Source organism: Streptomyces lichenis (assembly GCF_023218175.1).
Lineage (GTDB): Bacteria > Actinomycetota > Actinomycetes > Streptomycetales > Streptomycetaceae > Streptomyces > Streptomyces lichenis.
Genome location: NZ_JALPTH010000043.1, coordinates 1 through 16,524, shown reverse-complemented (window position 1 = coordinate 16,524; position 16,524 = coordinate 1). Strand labels below are relative to the sequence as shown.

Sequence of the window (16,524 nt, the reverse complement as noted above, 5' to 3'; positions counted from 1 at the left end):
CGACCGCTTCGGCGCGCCCGCGCACCCGTCCACGGCCCCTGGGAGGCAGCAGTGCGCAAGTCCGGTAGTGGTGCGTCCCGTTGGGCGGCCCCGGCGGCACGAGCGGGCCGGCCGCGGGCCGGGGTGCCGGCCGCCGCGGTGGCCGTCGCCCTGGCCGCCCTCCTCGGTCTGACCGGCTGCGACGACTCCGCGGCGAAGCCGGACGCCACGCCGAAGGCGGCGGCCTCCGGCAGCGGCCCGGCGGTGGTGGCGCCCGGCCGGCCCGGTGAGCCGGCCCGCACGCTGTCGCCGGAGGACGCGGCCCGCGAGGTGGTGCCGGACACCCCCAACTCGGCCGACTACACCTACGCCCAGATGATGATCGTCCACCATGGGCAGGCCCTGGAGATGGCCGCCCTGGCGCCCAAGCAGGCGTCATCGGCCCAGGTGAAGGGGGTGGCCGGGCGGATCGCCGCCGCCCAGGGGCCGGAGGTCTCCGCGATGCGCGGATGGCTGGACCGCAACGGCGGGCCCCGCGCGCAGAGCGGTCACGACCACGGGAAGATGCCCGGGATGGCCACCGCGGCGGAGCTGAAGAGGCTGCGCGCGGCCCGGGGCGCGGCGTTCGACGAGCTGTTCCTGAAGCTGATGATCACCCATCACCAGGGCGCCCTCGCCATGGCCACCGAGGCGCTGTCGGACGGCAACAACGTCCAGGTGGAGGAGATGGCGACCGATGTGATCGCCCAGCAGACCGCGGAGATCGAGCGGATGCGGCGGATGTGACGCGGTGGGGCGGCCGGACGAAGGGGGCGCGGGGCCCGGCGCGTCCGGCCGCGGGTGCGGCGGCCGGGGAGCGGGTCCCCCGGCCGCGGCCCTCGTGCGCGCGGCCCGGTACGGGCTCGGCCGTATACGGGCCGGGGCGGGTCAGGGGTGGCGCATCCAGATGTTGGGCTCCCGGTAGACCCCGGTGCCGGCGGCCCGGTCGACGTGCAGCACCGTGAGCCCGCCCGGGATGACGTACTCCCCGGACTCGGGGAGGGCCAGGCCGGTCCACTTCTCCCATTCGGCGACCGTGCCGGTCATCGTCTGGGAGGCGGGCGCCGCGGCGAGCAGGGTGGCCCCCAGCCGTTCATGGGTGCGGATCCAGGGATCGAGCGCGGTGCCGTCCTCGCGGCGCCAGGTCATGAACCGCTCGATCGGCGTCAGCGGGTACCGCTCCTTGGTGGTGGGGCGGACCGGGGCGAGGACCTGGGTGAGCCCGGCCGCGCGGCCCGTCTCGCGCAGACCCGTCAGCATCCGCCGGCCAGCCCGCGCCCCTGCAGCGCGGGAGTGACGACGGCGTCGCAGACGACCAGGGTGTTGGGGGTGCGCCCCTGCTCCCGGCCCTCGACCGCCCGGACCAGGGAGTCGGTGTACCCGGCGGGCAGCGAGGAGACCTCGCCGTCCCAGTGCAGCGGTACGCCCCAGCCGGCCGCCCCCGGCACCCGGTCCTCGTCCACCAGCATCAGGTCCAGCCGGGCGAACACTCCCTCTTCGCGGGCCTTGGGCGGAACTCAGTCCTCGGCGGGGCCGAGGCGGGCGGCCTGGGCGTCGGCGGCGGCGAGCACGGCGGCGAGCAGTCCGGGGAAGAGGGCCTCCAGCTCCTCGCCGCGCAGGGCGTTCATCTTGGCGGTCCCCCGGTAGGCCTGCCGGATGACACCGCTCTCCCGCAGCACCCGGAAGTGGTGGGTGCTGGTCGACTTGGTGACCGGCAACTCCACTTCGGAACAGGCCAGTTCGGCACCGGCCTCGGCGAGCCGGCACACCACGCGCATCCGCATCGGGTCGGCGAGCGCGTGCAACACCTCGGCCAGCCGGATCCGGTCCGGCTCGGGGTGGGGCAGCTCCCGCCCGGGGGTCATGGTCGTCATGGCGGCTCCACACTCGTCGACGGGCGGCTGCGGGGGCGGGGCGGGCGAGGCCCGCGGCAACAGCACCATCATAGGTCGGCACTCGGCATAGTCGGACGGTCATCGTAGTTTGACAGTGACCGTAGTACGAGGTTTACCGTACTACCGGTCGGCCCCACCGACCCGCCCGTCGCCGGCCCGTGCCGCGGCGGCCGGTCCCACCCTGAGAGGAGCGCCCCCGTGAGCGCACTGTTCGAGCCCCGTACCCTGCGGTCGCTGACCATCCCCAACCGCGTCTGGATGGCGCCGATGTGCCAGTACAGCGCCGAGGCGACCGGCCTCGACGCCGGGGTGGCCGGGGACTGGCACTTCGCGCACTACGCGGCGCGGGCGGCCGGGGGCACCGGGCTGATCCTGCTGGAGGCGACGGCCGTATCGCCCGAGGGCCGGATCTCCCCGTACGACCTGGGCCTCTGGAACGACCGGCAGGCCGGGGCGCTGCGGCGGATCACCGACTTCCTGCGGACCCAGGGCACCGTTCCCGGTATCCAGCTGGGTCATTCCGGACGCAAGGGATCGACCGACCGCCCCTGGAAGGGCGGCGCCCCGGTGACGGACCCGGAGACCGGCTGGCAGCCGGTGGGGCCGAGCCCGCTGCCCTTCGACACCGGCCACCCGGTGCCGGAGGAGCTGACCACCGAGCAGATCGCGGCCGTAGGGGCGCAGTTCGCCGACGCCGCCCGACGGGCCCGGGACGCCGGGTTCGACGTGGTGGAGGTGCACGGGGCGCACGGCTATCTGATCGGCGAGTTCCTCTCCCCGTACTCCAACCACCGCACCGACGCCTACGGCGGCTCCTTCGAGAACCGCGTGCGGCTGGCCTTGGAGGTGGTGGACACGGTGCGTGCGGTCTGGCCCGAGGAGCTGCCGGTGTTCTTCCGGATCTCGGCCACCGACTGGCTGGACGAGGCGGGGTGGACCGCGGACGAGACGGTACGGCTGGCCGCGCTGCTGAAGGAGCACGGGGTGGATCTGCTCGATGTGTCCACCGGCGGCAACGCCCCGCGGGCGGCCATCCCGACCGGCCCGGGCTACCAGGTGCCGTTCGCCGCCCGGGTGCGGAGCGAGACGGGCCTGCCGGTCGCCGCCGTGGGGCTGATCACCGAGCCGGCCCAGGCCGAGAAGATCGTGGCCAACGGGGAGGCGGACGCGGTGCTGCTCGGCCGCGAGCTGCTGCGCGACCCCTCCTGGGCGCGGCGCGCGGCGCGGACCCTGGGCGGGGCCGTGCATGTGCCCGACCAGTACCACCGCTCGGTCTGAGGCCACCGGCCCCGATCCGGCCGCACAGGGGCTGACCTGCGGTGAAACCGCTGGGAGGGCCGTTGTCAGTGGGCGGGTGCAGACTGGCCCGTATCCGCGACAACGGCGTCAGCGGTGGCACGGAGGAGTGGGCGCACCATGACCGACGTACTACTGGCCGCGGGCACCCGCAAGGGGCTGTTCCTCGGCCGCAGGAAGGGCGGGCGGTGGGACTTCGAGGGTCCCTTCTTCACCGCCCAGGCGATCTATTCGGCCGCCATCGACACGCGGGCGGGCACGCCCCGGCTGCTGGCGGGCGGGGACAGCGCCCACTGGGGCCCGTCGGTGTTCCACTCCGACGACCTGGGGGCGAGCTGGACAGAGCCGGCCCGGCCCGCGGTCTCCTTCCCGAAGGACACCGGGGCGTCACTGGAGCGGGTCTGGCAGCTCCATCCGGCGGGCCCGGCCGCCCCGGGTGTCGTCTACGCGGGCACCGAGCCGGCCGCGCTGTTCCGGTCCGAGGACGGCGGGGAGAGCTTCGCACTGGTGCGGCCGCTGTGGGAGCACCCGACCCGCTCGCAGTGGGTGCCGGGCGGCGGAGGCGAGGGGCTGCACACGGTGGTCACCGACCCGCGAACACCGGACGCGGTGACGGTGGCGGTCTCCACCGCCGGGGTGTTCCGGACCGAGGACGGCGGCGCGCACTGGTCCCCGTCCAATCACGGGGTGTCGGCGGTCTTCCTGCCGGACCGGCACCCGGAGTTCGGGCAGTGCGTGCACAAGGTCGCCCAGGGCGCGGGCGACCCGGACCGGCTGTACCTGCAAAATCATTGGGGCGTCTACCGCAGCGATGACGCGGGGGCGAGCTGGACCGACATCGGCGAGGGCCTGCCGTCCGACTTCGGCTTCGCCCTCGCCGCCCATCCGCACCGGACGGACACCGCCTACGTCTTCCCGATCACCGCGGACGCCGACCGGGTGCCGGTCGACCGGCGCTGCCGGGTCTACCGCACCGGCGACGGGGGCGGCAGCTGGGAGGCGCTGTCGGCCGGGCTGCCGGAGCACGACCACTACGGCACGGTGCTGCGGGACGCGCTGTGCACCGACGACGCCGACCCGGCGGGTGTCTACTTCGGCAACCGCAACGGCGAGTTGTACGCCAGCGGCGACGACGGGGAGAGCTGGGAGCTGCTCGCCTCCCATCTGCCCGATGTGCTCTGCGTACGGGCGGCGGTGGTCGGCTGAGCGCACCGGCCCCGGGACGGGCCCGGGGAGGCGGGCGGCCTCAGGCGAGCACCTTCAGGGCGCCCGGCTGCACCCGCACGGTCACCGGCAGGACGGCGTCCACCTCGCCGTCGGCGCCGTAGGGCACGGGCCGGTCGGCCTCGATGCGGATCTCCTTGCCGCGCAGCACCCGCACCTGGGGGCGGGAGAGATGGGCGCCGGTCTTCAGCTCGTTCATGAGGGAGAAGAACAGCCGCCGGGGGCCGTGCCGGATGACGACCACGTCCAGCAGCCCGTCGTCCAGCAGGGCGCCGGGGGCGATGTGGCGGCCGAAGCCGTAGTAGCCGGAGTTGGCGGCGACCACGGTGTAGCCGCGCTCCCTGTGCTCGGTGCCGTCCACGGTGATCCGGTAGGCGGCCGGGCGCCAGCCGGCCACCGCCCGGGCCCCGCCGACGTAGTACGAGGCGGCGCCGCTGAGCAGCCGGGAGGTGTTGGCGTGGCGGTTGGCCACGGCGTCCACCCCCGCGTAGACGCTGCCGAGTACGGAGACGCCAGGGTGGACGGCGGAGGTGACCTCGATGGTGTCCACCACCCTGGGGGTGGAGTGCAGCAGGGTCTTCGCGAGGGCGGGTACGTCGAGGGCCTTGCCGGTCCGGCCGAGCGCGCGGGCGAAGTCGTTGCCGCGCCCGGCCGGGACCAGCCCGAGGACGGCGCCGGTGCCGCTGAGGGCGCCGCCTACGCCGCCCGCGATGCCGTCCCCGCCGACCGCCAGCACCACCCGGCCGCGTCCGCCGGCCTCCCGGGCCAGCTCGCGGGCGTGCTCCAGGCTGCGGCTGTAGCGGGTCTCCAGCCCCGCCCCGGCCTCCCGGAGCAGTCGGGCGAGCGCCAGCAGGTCCGCCGCGCCGCTGGAACTGCCGGCGGCCGGGTTGACCACGGCGGTGAACTGTCGCATGTGCGCGCCTCCAGGGGGCGGGGCCGGGTCAGGGCCGGTCGGCGGAAGAGGGGACGGAAGGGGTACGGGAGGAGGAACCGGCGGCCGGGGCCGGGGCCGGGGCCGGGGCCGGGAGGAGGATGCCGGGGTTGAGGATGCCGTCGGGGTCGAGGGCGGCCTTGACGGAGCTCAGGGCGCGGATGCCGAGCTCTCCGGCCTCCCGGGCGTACCAGTCGCGATGGTCGGTGCCGACGCCGTGGTGGTGGCTGATGGTACCGCCGGCCTCCAGGATGGCCTCGTTGGCGGCGTGCTTGGCCGGCTCCCAGTGGGCCACCGGGTCCTCGCCCTGGGCGGAGACCACGGTGAAGTAGAGCGAGGCGCCGTTCTCGTAGACGTGCGAGATGTGGCACATCACCAGCGGGGTGGTGCCGGCCTCGGTGAGGGTGTCGGTGAGGGCGCGGCGCACCCCCTCGTAGAGCGCGGGGATGTCCGACCAGAAGGCCGCGGTCTCCAGGGTCTCGGCGAAGGCGCCCGCGTCCAGCAGGGCATCGCGCAGATAGGGGGCGTCATAGCGGCCGCGGGCCCAGTGCTCGCCGGGCTCCTCCCCCGCGTACGTACCGCCCGCCGCGGTCAGTGCCTTGCGGGCGGCCGAGCGGCGTTCGGCGGTGTCCTCGGCGGTGCCCTCGTAGCCGACGACGGCCATGCAGCCGGCCGTCTCCGGCGCGGTGGAGCCGATGCGGTCGGGGTGGGCGAGGCCGATGAAGGTCTCGGTCTCGTCGGACAGCCGCAGCACGGTGGGGCGCGGGCCGTCCTGGGCGAGCCCGCGCAGTGCCGCGGCGCCGGCCTCGAAGGAGGCGAAGCGCCAGCCCTCGTAAACCCGGCGTACCGGCAGCGGCCGGATCCGCACGGTCACCGAGGTGATCACGCCGAAGGCGCCCTCGGAGCCCAGGACCAGCTGGCGCAGGTCGGGGCCGGCGGCCGAGCGGGGGGCGCGGCCCGCCTGCCAGCCGCCCTCGGGGGTGGCGACGGTCAGGCCGAGCACCATCTCGTCGAAGCGGCCGTAGCCCGCGGAGGCCTGGCCGCTGGAGCGGGCCGCGGCGAAGCCGCCGATGGTGGCCCATTCGAAGGACTGCGGGAAGTGGCCGAGGGTGTAGCCGCGTTCGTTGAGCAGGGCCTCGGCCTTCGGGGCGCGCAGCCCGGCGGGCAGGACGGCGGTGCGGGAGACCTCGTCGATCTCCGGCGGGGTGTTCAGCCGGCGCAGGTCCAGGGCGACGAAGGGCCGGGCGCCTTCGGGCGCCAGTCCGCCGACCACGGAGGTGCCGCCGCCGAACGGCACGGCGGAGACCTGGTGTTCGGCGCAGAGCCGGAGCACGGCCAGCACCTCGTCATGGCTGCCGGGCAGCAGGACGGCCGCCGGCAGGTCGGTGACGTCCCCGGCACGCAGCCGCAGCAGGTCGGGGGTGGACTTGCCGCGGGTGTGGCGGACGCGGCCGACGGCGTCGGTGCGGACGTACCGTCCCCAGCCGGGCTCCGCCCCGTCGCGCCCATCCCCGCCGCGGTCCGCCCCGCGGCGCTCCTGCCGTTCGTGCTCCTGCCCGCCGAGAGCCTCCCCGCTCAGGGCCTCGGCGAAGGCGGCGAGTGTGGTGGCGGAGAGCGGGGTCGGCGGGACCTCGATGTCGTCCGGGGCGGCCGGTACCGGCGTTTCCCGCGGGGTGACGCCGAGCATGTCGCGCAGCAGCCCGACCACGGACTCCGGCAGCCGTTTCGCCCGGGCCGGGTCGCCCCAGCCGTTCCACAACATGTCCACTTCGGTCGTTCCTCACCGTCGACGGCGCGGGGGCCCGGATGGGTGCCCCCCGGCTCCACTGGCATTACACTGTGACAGATGACGCCCATTCGTCACAACCATGCGGACGCCGACACCGTGCTCGACGCGGCCCGGGACTGCGTCCTCGCCGTCGGGGTGCGCCGCACCACGCTGACCGATGTGGCCCGGCGGGCCGGGGTCTCCCGGATGACGCTGTACCGCCGCTGGCCGGACGTGCGGACCCTCGTCGGCGATCTGATGACCCGGGAGTGGATCGCGGTCGCCATGTCGGTGATGCCGGAGCGGGAGGACGGCACGGCCACCCGGGACCGGCTGGTCGACGGGCTGGTGGCGGGGGTGGCGGCGTTCCGCGCCCATCCGCTCTTCCACAAGATCCTCGACGTCGATCCCGAGCTGCTGCTGCCGTACATGCTCGACCGGCGCGGTGCCACCCAGGACGCCCTGCTCGGGCTGCTGACCGGCGCCCTCGCCGAGGGCCACGCCGACGGCTCGGTCCGGCCGGGCCGCCCCGACCTCCAGGCCCGTTCGCTGCTGCTGGTCGTCCAGTCGTTCACCCTCTCGCTGCGCACCATGGCCGACGAGGCCGCCCCGGGGCTCGCCGAGGCGGACTTCCTGGACGAGCTGCGCACCCTGCTGGAAAGGACCCTCGCCCCATGACTCGCACCGTCCCGCCCACCGGTTCCTCCCTGACCGCCGAGCGCCGCCGCCGCGAGCTGGCCGAACTGGCCGGAACGGGCGGGCCGGGTGGGCCGGCCGGTGGGCGGCGGGTGGACGTGCTGGTCGTCGGCCTCGGCGCCACCGGTGCCGGGGTCGCCCTGGACGCCGCGTCCCGAGGGCTGAGCGTCGCCGCGATCGACGCCCATGACCTGGCCTTCGGCACCTCCCGATGGAGCTCCAAGCTGATCCACGGCGGACTGCGCTATCTGGCCGGCGGGCAGCTCGACGTCGCCCATGAGAGCGCGGTCGAACGCGGGGTGCTGATGGAGCGCACCGCCCCGCACCTGGTGCGCGCCCAGCCGTTCGTACTCCCGCTCACCCCGCTGGTGTCCCGGTCACAGGCCGCGCTGGTGCGCGCCGGGCTGCGCGCCGGGGACCTGCTGCGGGCCTCCGCCCGTACCTCCCGGGCCAGCCTGCCCGCCCCGCGCGGGCTGTCCGCGGTGGAGACCCGCCATCTGGCGCCGGTCCTGCGGCCGGCCGGGCTGCGCGGCGGACTGCTCTCCTGGGACGGCCAACTCTCCGACGACGCACGCCTGGTGACCGCGATCGCCCGTACCGCGGCGGGCCGTGGCGCGCGGATCCTCACCCGGGTCCGGGCGCTCGCCCTGGATGCCGACGGGGCCCGGGTACGGGACGAACTCACCGGCGAGGAGACCCGGATCAAGGCCCGGGCGGTGGTCAACGCGACCGGCGTCTGGGCCGGCGGACTGGACCCGAGCCTGCGGCTGCGCCCCTCGCGCGGCACCCATCTGGTGCTGCGCTCCGCCGAGTTGGCCCACCTCGGGGCCGGGCTGCACATCCCCGTACCCGGCGAGTCCAACCGCTTCGTGCTGGTGCTGCCGCAGGGGGACGGGCGCACCTATGTGGGGCTGACCGACGAGCCGGTGGACGGTCCGGTGCCGGAGGTGCCCGAGGTGCCGGAGACCGACATCGGCTTCCTGCTCGATGTGCTCGGCTCGGCGCTGGAGGTCTGTCCGGACCGCGCGGACGTGGTGGGCGCCTTCGCCGGGCTGCGGCCGCTGCTCGACACCTCCGGCGGCACCGGGACCGCCCGTACCGCCGACATCTCCCGCCGGCACGCCGTCCTCACCTCCCCCGACGGGGTGGTGACCGTGGTCGGCGGCAAGCTGACCACCTACCGGCGGATGGCCCAGGACGCGGTGGACGCGACTGTCACCGCCCGGGGCCTGGCCGCCGGCCCCTGCCGCACCGCCTTGCTGCCGCTGGTCGGCGCCGCCGCCCCGGACCGGCTGGCCGCCCTGGACGCGCCCGCCCGGCTGGTGCGGTGCTACGGCACCGAGGCCCCGGCCGTACACGCCCTCGCCCTGACCGACCCGGCCCTGGCCGAGCCGGTGGCGCCCGGGCATCCGGTGACGGCGGCCGAACTGGTCTGGGCGGTACGCCATGAGGGTGCCCTCGACGCGGCCGACCTGCTCGACCGGCGCACCCGGGTGGGCCTGGTCCCCGAGGACCGCGCGGCTGCGCTGGAGAGCGCGGCGCGGGTGCTGGAGCGGTACGCGGAGAGCCCGGCGCGATAGCGGGGGGCTCTCCGTGGCGGGGGCCGGGGCCCGGCGCGGTAGCGGGGGCCGGTGGCGGGGGCCGGGGCCCGAGGTGGTCGGCTGCGGCTGCGGCTGGGGGCGTGACGGGCAGCGGCTCGGATGACGGAGTGGCGGCGGCCTCGCAACGGCGGCTTGTTGGTGGAATTTTCAACCACCAGGGCCGGTTGTCAGGGCTGCGAGCCGGCACCGGGCCGGTCGAGGAGGGAGCGCCGTGAGCTACTACGAGTTCGGCACCGCCGCCGAGCGGTGGGACCGCGCCCGGATGTTCTTCGACGCCAAGGAGTACGTCACCGCCGCCCGCATCCTCGACGGACTGGTGGAGGAGGCCCCCGAGCAGGTCGCCCCGCGGCTGCTGCTGGCCCGCGCCTACTACCACTCGGCGCGGCTGGGCCGGGCGGAGACCGAGCTGCGCGCCGTCCTGGAGCGCGACCCGGTGGAGCGGTACGCCCGGCTGCTGCTCGGCCGCACCCTGGAGCGCCAGGGCCGCGACGCCGAAGCCGCCCCGCAACTGCGGCTGGCGGCGGCGATGGGCGGCGAGCCGGTGGAGTGAGCGGGGCGGGTGGCGGAGTTGGCGGGGGCTGTGAATTGAGCGGGGCCGGACGGCGGCCCGTCTCTCAATAGGCCCCCGCCGCGGTCGGCCCCCACCGCCGTGGGCCCTCGCTGCCGTGGGCCCCCACCGCCGTGGGCCCTCGCAGCCGTGGGCCCTCGCTGTCCGAGGTTGATGGCTCTGGGAGGGGGCTGTGGTGGCGTGGCAGCAGACGGAGAGGGGTGGGTCGTCGGTAGCGGAGCCGCGATGGCAGGCGGGGCCGCGGTGGCGGGCGGGGCCGCCGCCCGGGGCGTTCAACCGGTTCGGTCGGTCCCTGCTGCTGTCGGTGACCGTGCTGTTCTGGGAGACCGCCCTGGCCACCGCGGTCCTTGAGGCCTACGACTCCGTCCAGCAGGCGCATCTGGCGACCGATGCGGCGGGCGGGGCCATCCTGCTGGTCTGCGGGGCACCTCTCGGGTTCATCTCGGTGACGGCGGTGCTGCCGCTGGTGGAGCCGGCCGGATGGCTGGAGCGCCGCTCCGGGCGCCCGTCCTGGTGGTGGACGCCCGCCCTGGCGGCGGTGCCCGCCCCGTTCCTGCCGGGCGTCTCGCTGCTCCTCGGCGGTACGTCGGCGGTCGGCGCCGCTTGGACCTGGCTGGTGTCCACCGCCGCCCTGGCCGTACCAGCGCTGGCGGTGCGGCCTGTCGCGCTGCGCCCGGTGCCGATCCGCACCGGGAAGGCGTGCGGACTCACCGCCGTCGGCGGGCTGCTGGTGCCGGCGGTGGTCGGCGGAGCGATCGCGGCGGCCTTCGGCACGGGTCTGCTGACGGAGTACGAGCCGCCGCGGCTCTCCCGTGAGCAGGCCGTCGGTGTCTGGACCGACGGGGACGGCGGCACGCCGCGGCTGGAGTCCGACGGCACGGCGACCGCCCGGGACGTCGAGCACGAGGGGAGCGTCCCCGACCGGGTGGGCACCTGCTCAGGCACCGGCACCTGGTCGTATACCGAGGGCGACTCCCCGTAAGGGCAGTCGGTGGTGGTGACCGTCGAGGGGTGCACGACGATCGACTGGAACGTCAGCGGCACCCCGGGCGCGGTCACGCTGTACACCGTCCTCGGCGACCCGGACTCGGGCGACACCTATGCACTGCGCCGCGCCCCCGGTGAGTGACCGGCTACGGCAGGCGCCAGTCCACCGGCTCGGCGCCCTGCTTGGCCAGCAGTTCGTTGACCCGGCTGAAGGGGCGGGAGCCGAAGAAGCCGCGATCCGCCGACATGGGCGAGGGGTGGGCGGACTCGATGGCCGGCAGGTCGCCGAGGAGCGGGCGCAGATTGCGGGCGTCCCGGCCCCAGAGCACCGAGACCAGCGGCTTGCCACGGGCGACCAGTGCCTTGATGGCCTGCTCGGTCACCTCCTCCCAGCCCTTGCCGCGGTGCGCGGCGGGCTTGCGGGGTTCGGTGGTGAGCGCCCTGTTGAGCAGCAGCACGCCCTGGCCGGTCCACGGGGTCAGGTCGCCGTTGGAGGGGCGCGGCAGGCCGAGGTCGTCGCCCATCTCGCGGAAAATGTTCTCCAGGCTGCCGGGCAGCCGGCGGACGTCGGGCGCGACGGCGAAGCTCAGCCCGATGGCCATCCCCGGGGTGGGGTAGGGGTCCTGACCCATGATCAGTACCCTTACGTCCTGGAAGGGCTGCTGGAAGGCGCGCAGGACGTTCGCCCCGGACGGGAGGTAGGTGCGGCCCGCCGCGATCTCCCCCCGCAGGAAGTCCCCCATGTGCGCGATGCGCCCGGCCACCGGGGCCAGCGCCTCGGCCCAGCCCGGCTCGACAAGTTCACTCAACGGTCGTGCTGCCACGCCGTCACTCTACTGGTGTAACGCGCATGCTCATGGCGGCTCCGCGCATCCCGGTGACGGGCCGGTCCGGTCACATGACCCGACATAACCGGACCAAGGCCGCCCTACCTCCCCCTCCCCACACCTCGGTGAGGGGCGAACCAGTAGCATGCGGCGCCATGAGCACCCCCACAGGGCCCGACAACGGCCTTCCTGTACGAATGCCGCGTCCCCGCCAGCCGGGGCGGCACCGCCGACCCGAGCCTGCCGTGGCGCCCGAGGGGGCGCCCGCGCTCGTGCTCGCCGTACCCGGTACGCCCTCCCCCGCCGTCCGGGGAGTGGCGGAGGAGATCGTGAGCATCGCCCGCTCCGAGCTCCCCGGTCTGGAGGCGGCCGTCGGGTTCCTGGACGGCGATGACGTCGCGTTCCCCTCGCTCTCCTCGGTGCTGGCGCAGGCCGCCGCGCTGCGGGTGGAGCGGTACGAGTTCGCGCGCGCGGCCGGGCGCGAGGTGGCCGAGCCGACGGGCCCGGCCGCCGTCGTGGTGCCGCTGCTGGCCGGTCCGGACGCCGTGCTGACGGGCCGGGTCCGGGAGGCGGCCGCGGCCAGTGGCGCGCCGGTTGAGCTGACCGATGTGCTGGGCCCGCACCCGCTGCTCGCCGAGGCGCTGCACGTACGGCTGTCGGAGGCCGGGCTGGCCCGCGCCGACCGGGCCCGGCTGTTCACGGTGGCCACGGCGGCCGACGGCATCGTGCTGGCGACCACCGGCGGCGAGGAGGCCGTGCAGGCGGCCGGGATCACCGGGATGCTGCTGGCCGCGCGCCTGGCCGTGCCGGTGATGGCGGCCGCGCTGGACCAGGAGGGCTCGGTGGCCGCGGTGGCGGAGCAGCTGCGCGGTTCGGGTTCGCAGGCGCTCGCGCTGGCGCCGTATCTGATCGGCCCCGAGCTGGCCGCGGGGCTGCTGGACGAGGCCGCCCGGGTGGCCGGCTGCTCGGTGGCCGAGCCGCTCGGCGCGTACCCGGCGGTCGGCAAGCTGGTGCTGTCGCAGTACTCGGCGGCGCTGGGCATCACCCCGCAGCCGCAGGGCGTCGCCGCACGCTGAGCCGCTTGCCCGCGGCGCTTTCCCGCGCCCGGCACTTTGTTCGACACACCGAAGGGGCCCGCACCGAGGAATCTCGGTACGGGCCCTTCGGGTTTCCCGGGGCTGCCCATGGGTTTCCCGGGTCGCCTACGGGTTTCCTCGGGTTTCCAGGGTTTACCCAAGGGTTTCCCAGCCCCCTCGACCGGCCCGGCGACGGCGGGCGGACAGCGGCGAGGGCGCGCGGTCAGGCGAAGACCACGCAGGAGGCGGCGGGGGCCTCGATCGATCCGGCCCGTACCGGGGTGCCGGTCTCGGGGTCGAGAGCGAACCAGGTGACATCACCGGAGTGCTCATGGGCCGCGTACAGCCACTTCCCCGAGGGGTGCAGGACCAGGTCGCGGGGCCAGACGCCGCCGCAGTCCACGGTGGCGCGGAGTTCGGGCTTCTCGCCGCTCTCGTCCAGCGCGAGGACGGAGACGCTGTCGTCGCCGCGGACCGCCACCCAGGCGAACCGACCGTCGGGGGCGATCGCGATCTCGGACGGGAAGCCGGTCGCGGAGCCGTCCTCGGGCAGCAGCGGCGTCTCGCCGACCGGCACCAGGAGGCCGGCCTCGCCGTCCCAGCGGCAGACGGTGAGCGTGGGCTTCAGCTCCCCGACCACATAGGCGTGGCCGCCGGCCGGGTGGAAGGCGAGATGGCGCGGGCCGGTGCCGGGGCGCAGCGCGGTCTCGCCGTGCGGGGTGAACCGGCCGGTGACCGGGTCGAGCACGGTGATGCGTACGGAGTCGGTGCCCAGGTCCACGCTGAGCACCCAGCGGCCGGCCGGATCGGCGGTGACCTGGTGGGCGTGCGGACCGGCCTGGCGCTCCTCGTCGGGACCGCCGCCCTGGTGCTGGACGACATGTATGGCGGGCCCAGGCCGTCCACCGCCGTCGATCGGCAGGGCGCTGACACTCCCGGAGCCGTAGTTGGCGGTGAGCACATGGCCGTGGGCGAGCGCGAGATGGGTCGGCGACTCTCCGCGTACGGGGGCGGGCCGGCCGAGCAGCCGGGGCGCGGGTCCGTCGAGGACGAGCGCGGCGACGGCGCCGCGCTCGGTCTCGGAGACCGCGTAGAGCAGGCCACCGCCGGGGGCGACGGCGAGGTAGGAGGGGTCGGCCACCTCGTCGCAGGCACCGGTGACGGTGAGTGCGCCGCTGTGCGGGTCCACGGTGGCGGCGAGCACCCCTCGGCCGCCGTTCGAGGTGAACGACCCGATGTAGGCCCGTCCGCCCACCCGTCCTGACTGGTCCGCCACCGCGCCGCCCCTTCCCGCCGTTCGCCGGCGCCGCCGATCGGCACCCGCGCGCGCCCGACGCTAGCAGGTCTAGACCAAGTCCCGGGAGCCGGTGGGACGATGACGCCCCTCCCCTACCCCGATCAGCCGCGTCCCGCGCCCGTGCACGCGGGTTCGGCTAGGCCCGGACGCGCCGCGGTCCGACACCGGGAACCGCCACACGGCCGCCGCCTCTCAGGTCGGCTCGTGGCGAGCTCTCGCCAACCCGGCACTTCCGCGGTCTCCGGCTCGTTGCCCAAAGAGGAAGTCAAAAGGGGGCAGGGCGTGCGGACGCGCACGGGGAGTCAGACGGGGGCGGGCGTGCGGACGCGCACGGGAAGGCAGAAGGGGGCGGGGACATGAGGACACATCGGCGCCAGCCGCTCAAGCGCGGCCCCGGGTCACTCAGGGGGTCACTCAGGCACGGCTCAGGTCGCTCGGGCGCGGCCCTGGTAGCCCAGGCGCAGTCGTAGTCGCTGCGCGGCCCTGGTAGCCCAGGCGCGGCCGTAGTCGCTCAGGTCCGGCCCTGGCCGCCCAGGCGCCGATCAGTCGCTCCAGCTGAGTCGCCCAGGCGCCTGATGAATCACCCCGGCGCTGATCAGTCGCTCAGGCGCTGGTCAGCCGCTCAGGCGCCGATCAAGGGGGCGCGGGTGGGGCTGCGGAGGGGGTGGGCCAGCTCGATGAGAGCCTTCTCCAGCTGGTGCAGGTGAGCGAGGGCGGGGATCGGGTCGGTGGCCGGGTGGGGCGCGTCGGCCGGGGCGGCGGTGGTGAGCTCGCGGGCGGCCTCGGGGGTGGTCAGGGCCTCCACGGCGGCCTCGACCCGCCAGCAGGCGGCGGCCAGCCGGGCGTCGTGGGAGGCCTCGGGGTCGGCGGCGACGGAGGCGAGGCCGCGCACCTCGCGGGCGCAGTCGTCGAGCAGCGCCAGCACCTGGCGGGCGCGGGCCTTGCGGGCGCGCAGGGGGCTGAGCGGGTGGACCAGGGGGGCGAGTGAGAGCCGCACCCGGCCGAGCAGGGCCTCCAGCTGGGCCACGTGGGGGGCCGGGTCGGCGTCCGGGGTGCCGGAGAGCCGGGCGGCGGCCTCGGCGGTGCAGGCGTGCACACACCGCAGGGCCCGGGCGATCCAGGCGTCGGTGGTGGCGTGGGTGGTGACCGGCAGGACCAGGAGCACCGCGAGCACGGCGCCGAGCGCGCCCACACCGGTCTCCAGCATGCGCAGGGCGAGCAGGGCCGGGTCGAGGACGCCGAGCAGCCCGTACAGCCCGCCCGCCAGCAGCGTCACCGAGAGCATCATCCAGGTGTAGGAGACCGCGGCCGTGTAGAAGATGCCGAAGACGCAGACCGCGACCAGGGCGGCGGTCGGGCCGGGGGCGCCCTTCAGCGGGATGACGACGACCAGGCCGACGGCGATGCCGATCAGGGTGCCCAGCACCCGGCGGAAGCCCCGCACCAGGGTCTCGCCCCGGGAGGCGGTGTTCACGAAGATCCACCAGGTGGCGCCCACCGCCCAGTACCAGCGCTCGCCCGACAGCCCCTGTCCGATGACCAGGGCGACCGCGCAGCCCAGGGTGGCCTGGACCGCCTGCCGGGTGGTGGTGCGGGCGAGCCCGCGCCCCTCCTGGTACGTCGGCGGCGCGGGCAGCGCGATCCGGCGCTCGTAGCACCAGGCCCCGAAGCGCACCGTCGAGCAGGTCAGTAGCGACAGCCCGACCGCGGCGTACAGCTCGGGCAGCTGGCCGGGGGCCGTGTGCAGGAACTGCGTGACGAAGAAGGTCATGAAGGCGAAGACGCCCAGGGCGTGACCGCGGGGCCCCCAGCGGCGAGCGTAGACCCCGGCGCCGACGATGGCGAGGAAGACCAAGTCGCGGGCGAACGGGTGGTCGTGCAGCAGGGCGGCGAGGGCCAGCACCGGGAAGCCGGCCGCCGGGAGCAGCGCGGTGGTGATGAGCTGGCCGCGCACGGCGGCGTCGGTGACGGTGAACAGGGCGAGGAGCGCGGCGAGCCCGCCGGTGACCGCGGCGGTGAGCGAGTGGCCGGCCAGTCCGGTCACCCCCACCGCGCCCCCGATGCCGAGGACGGCCCGGGTGGCGGCGCGCAGCCGCAGCCGTCCCGGGTCCGGAGCCGCGAACATCCTCTTCAGCACTCTGTCTCCCGCCCCTTCGCCCTGGTCTCTCCGGTGTCCCGATGACCGGCATGAAAAAGGCGCCGCGGAGTTCCGCAGCGCCATCGACACCCCTATGAGACCATCCGCGGCGCTGTTGGCTCAACCGGCACAGGAGGGGATGGGCCAATGGCACGTTGGCGGGTGGGATGAGGAAGCCAGGGGTGAGCCATTGGCGCCGGTGG

General features: G+C 75.4%; 17 protein-coding genes. 9 read left to right on the top strand and 8 right to left on the bottom strand.

What is annotated here, in order from left to right; translation table 11 throughout:
• Positions 1–51 precede the first annotated feature (51 nt).
• Positions 52–765: a DUF305 domain-containing protein gene (locus tag M1O15_RS29645; protein WP_372499619.1), complete on the top strand. Its 714-nt coding sequence runs from the start codon at positions 52–54 to the stop codon at positions 763–765.
• Between the two features lie 141 nt (positions 766–906).
• On the opposite strand, the gene M1O15_RS29640 is transcribed toward M1O15_RS29645, so the two are convergent.
• Genes M1O15_RS29640 through M1O15_RS29630 form a run of 3 tightly spaced genes read right to left on the bottom strand, consistent with a single transcriptional unit; the run spans position 907 to position 1,892 of the window.
• Entirely contained in the window at positions 907–1,278 is a 372-nt protein-coding gene (locus M1O15_RS29640) for a hypothetical protein (protein WP_248637308.1), read from the bottom strand.
• Entirely contained in the window at positions 1,272–1,508 is a 237-nt protein-coding gene (locus M1O15_RS29635; protein ID WP_248637307.1) for a hypothetical protein, read from the bottom strand. The genes M1O15_RS29640 and M1O15_RS29635 overlap by 7 nt, the downstream gene beginning before the upstream one ends.
• Before the next feature lie 27 nt (positions 1,509–1,535).
• A complete protein-coding gene (locus M1O15_RS29630; protein WP_248637306.1) occupies positions 1,536–1,892 on the bottom strand; it encodes an ArsR/SmtB family transcription factor in 357 nt (118 codons plus the stop codon).
• Between the two features lie 219 nt (positions 1,893–2,111).
• On the opposite strand from M1O15_RS29630, the gene M1O15_RS29625 reads away from it, so the two are divergent.
• Both M1O15_RS29625 and M1O15_RS29620 read left to right on the top strand, forming a co-directional pair.
• Positions 2,112–3,191: an NADH:flavin oxidoreductase/NADH oxidase gene (locus M1O15_RS29625; RefSeq protein WP_248637305.1), complete on the top strand. Its 1,080-nt coding sequence runs from the start codon at positions 2,112–2,114 to the stop codon at positions 3,189–3,191.
• Between the two features lie 138 nt (positions 3,192–3,329).
• Positions 3,330–4,415 (top strand): WD40/YVTN/BNR-like repeat-containing protein, encoded by a 1,086-nt coding sequence (locus M1O15_RS29620; RefSeq protein WP_248637304.1) that lies wholly within the window; start codon positions 3,330–3,332, stop codon positions 4,413–4,415.
• Between the two features lie 40 nt (positions 4,416–4,455).
• On the opposite strand, the gene M1O15_RS29615 is transcribed toward M1O15_RS29620, so the two are convergent.
• Positions 4,456–5,346 carry a diacylglycerol kinase family protein gene (locus M1O15_RS29615; RefSeq protein WP_248637303.1) on the bottom strand — a complete coding sequence of 297 codons (891 nt, stop codon included), beginning with the start codon at positions 5,344–5,346 and terminating at the stop codon, positions 4,456–4,458.
• A 28-nt stretch (positions 5,347–5,374) separates the two neighbouring features.
• Entirely contained in the window at positions 5,375–7,132 is a 1,758-nt protein-coding gene (locus M1O15_RS29610) for an FAD-binding oxidoreductase (RefSeq protein ID WP_248637302.1), read from the bottom strand.
• A 78-nt stretch (positions 7,133–7,210) separates the two neighbouring features.
• Between M1O15_RS29610 and M1O15_RS29605 the strand changes: the two genes are divergently transcribed.
• The 5 genes from M1O15_RS29605 to M1O15_RS29585 all read left to right on the top strand — a co-directional run bounded on the left by M1O15_RS29605 (position 7,211) and on the right by M1O15_RS29585 (position 11,126).
• Positions 7,211–7,810, top strand: coding sequence for a TetR/AcrR family transcriptional regulator (locus M1O15_RS29605; protein WP_248637301.1), 600 nt, complete (start codon positions 7,211–7,213; stop codon positions 7,808–7,810).
• Positions 7,807–9,408, top strand: coding sequence for a glycerol-3-phosphate dehydrogenase/oxidase (locus tag M1O15_RS29600; RefSeq protein ID WP_248637300.1), 1,602 nt, complete (start codon positions 7,807–7,809; stop codon positions 9,406–9,408). The genes M1O15_RS29605 and M1O15_RS29600 overlap by 4 nt, the downstream gene beginning before the upstream one ends.
• Before the next feature lie 283 nt (positions 9,409–9,691).
• Positions 9,692–9,979 carry a tetratricopeptide repeat protein gene (locus M1O15_RS29595; RefSeq protein WP_248637332.1) on the top strand — a complete coding sequence of 96 codons (288 nt, stop codon included), beginning with the start codon at positions 9,692–9,694 and terminating at the stop codon, positions 9,977–9,979.
• 322 nt (positions 9,980–10,301) lie between these two features.
• Entirely contained in the window at positions 10,302–10,979 is a 678-nt protein-coding gene (locus M1O15_RS29590) for a hypothetical protein (protein WP_248637299.1), read from the top strand.
• A gap of 9 nt (positions 10,980–10,988) precedes the next feature.
• Positions 10,989–11,126 carry a hypothetical protein gene (locus M1O15_RS29585; RefSeq protein WP_248637298.1) on the top strand — a complete coding sequence of 46 codons (138 nt, stop codon included), beginning with the start codon at positions 10,989–10,991 and terminating at the stop codon, positions 11,124–11,126.
• Between the two features lie 4 nt (positions 11,127–11,130).
• Here the strand turns inward: M1O15_RS29585 and M1O15_RS29580 are convergent, their stop codons facing one another.
• Complete coding sequence (locus tag M1O15_RS29580; protein WP_248637297.1) at positions 11,131–11,808, bottom strand: uracil-DNA glycosylase; 678 nt, start codon at positions 11,806–11,808, stop codon at positions 11,131–11,133.
• A gap of 158 nt (positions 11,809–11,966) precedes the next feature.
• On the opposite strand from M1O15_RS29580, the gene M1O15_RS29575 reads away from it, so the two are divergent.
• Entirely contained in the window at positions 11,967–12,887 is a 921-nt protein-coding gene (locus tag M1O15_RS29575; RefSeq protein ID WP_248637296.1) for a sirohydrochlorin chelatase, read from the top strand.
• Positions 12,888–13,110: 223 nt separating this feature from the next.
• On the opposite strand, the gene M1O15_RS29570 is transcribed toward M1O15_RS29575, so the two are convergent.
• Entirely contained in the window at positions 13,111–14,163 is a 1,053-nt protein-coding gene (locus M1O15_RS29570; protein ID WP_248637295.1) for a lactonase family protein, read from the bottom strand.
• 643 nt (positions 14,164–14,806) lie between these two features.
• Complete coding sequence (locus M1O15_RS29565; RefSeq protein ID WP_248637294.1) at positions 14,807–16,321, bottom strand: FUSC family protein; 1,515 nt, start codon at positions 16,319–16,321, stop codon at positions 14,807–14,809.
• Positions 16,322–16,524: the final 203 nt, after the last annotated feature.

Coding starts and splice junctions, on each gene's coding strand:
- M1O15_RS29600 (WP_248637300.1), top strand. CDS start 7,807: ATGACTCGCACCGTCCCGCCCACCGGTTCCTCCCTGACCGCCGAGCGC.
- M1O15_RS29640 (WP_248637308.1), bottom strand. CDS start 1,278: ATGCTGACGGGTCTGCGCGAGACGGGCCGCGCGGCCGGGCTCACCCAG.
- M1O15_RS29595 (WP_248637332.1), top strand. CDS start 9,692: ATGTTCTTCGACGCCAAGGAGTACGTCACCGCCGCCCGCATCCTCGAC.
- M1O15_RS29620 (WP_248637304.1), top strand. CDS start 3,330: ATGACCGACGTACTACTGGCCGCGGGCACCCGCAAGGGGCTGTTCCTC.
- M1O15_RS29630 (WP_248637306.1), bottom strand. CDS start 1,892: ATGACGACCATGACCCCCGGGCGGGAGCTGCCCCACCCCGAGCCGGAC.
- M1O15_RS29615 (WP_248637303.1), bottom strand. CDS start 5,346: ATGCGACAGTTCACCGCCGTGGTCAACCCGGCCGCCGGCAGTTCCAGC.
- M1O15_RS29575 (WP_248637296.1), top strand. CDS start 11,967: ATGAGCACCCCCACAGGGCCCGACAACGGCCTTCCTGTACGAATGCCG.
- M1O15_RS29605 (WP_248637301.1), top strand. CDS start 7,211: ATGACGCCCATTCGTCACAACCATGCGGACGCCGACACCGTGCTCGAC.